This window comes from Polaromonas sp. P1_G4, from assembly GCF_056405475.1.
This window is the reverse complement of record NZ_JBFUCA010001030.1, coordinates 1-628: the sequence shown is the minus strand read 5'-3', so window position 1 is coordinate 628 and position 628 is coordinate 1. Positions and strand designations below refer to the sequence as shown.

General features: G+C 54.1%; 1 protein-coding gene. It reads left to right on the top strand.

Features of this window, described 5'->3' with window-relative positions; genetic code table 11:
* Positions 1-91 precede the first annotated feature (91 nt).
* The coding region (locus AC1D1X_RS25190) for a hypothetical protein (protein WP_477699619.1) at positions 92-628 on the top strand (537 nt) is incomplete at its 3' end.

Genomic DNA, 628 nt, shown 5'->3' with positions numbered 1-628 from the left:
GCCTACAAGGATTCACGCATATCTGGGTCCATCCGAGAGCATCAGATTCTCGGCAAGCCTGCGTTTTATCTCCCTCATGAAAGACTAATAGATGCAAGACTTCAGCGCAGAAATCCTGTTCAAAGCAGAAACGGATGCGGAATCCTTTGGGCAGAGAGTCGGTGCGCAACTCGGTGCGACAGAGTCGTATTTCGACAAGGCACTTCAAAGCCTGGGCGCGTCGCTGCCCGGTGCGTGCAATGAGTTCTCCGTGGAGCGCTTTCGGCGCTATCGGAATGTAGTGAGCGTGCAGTTTTATGCCGGGGATCGCTCGGAATACAGGCCCATTCTTTCGGCCCTTTTCCAACTCGGCGCGCACATGGTCAAACTGCATGTCGGAGCCGACGACTACAACGAGGTCGAACTCTATGCGGATGGCAAACAGACCAAGAAGAAAGCAGCCTTTCTCAAAGAGTTTCAGTCCATTGCGCTACCTGACCCGACTTCGGACTTTCAGCGGGCGCTCGCCAACAGGAATTTCAACCGTGCCGAAGTCCTGGTCCCCCAGATTGACGTGACCAGAATAACGCTTGACGACGAGATTCTCGAAGCCTTGATGCTCCGGGAGGCATCTCCTATTGCACTGCAT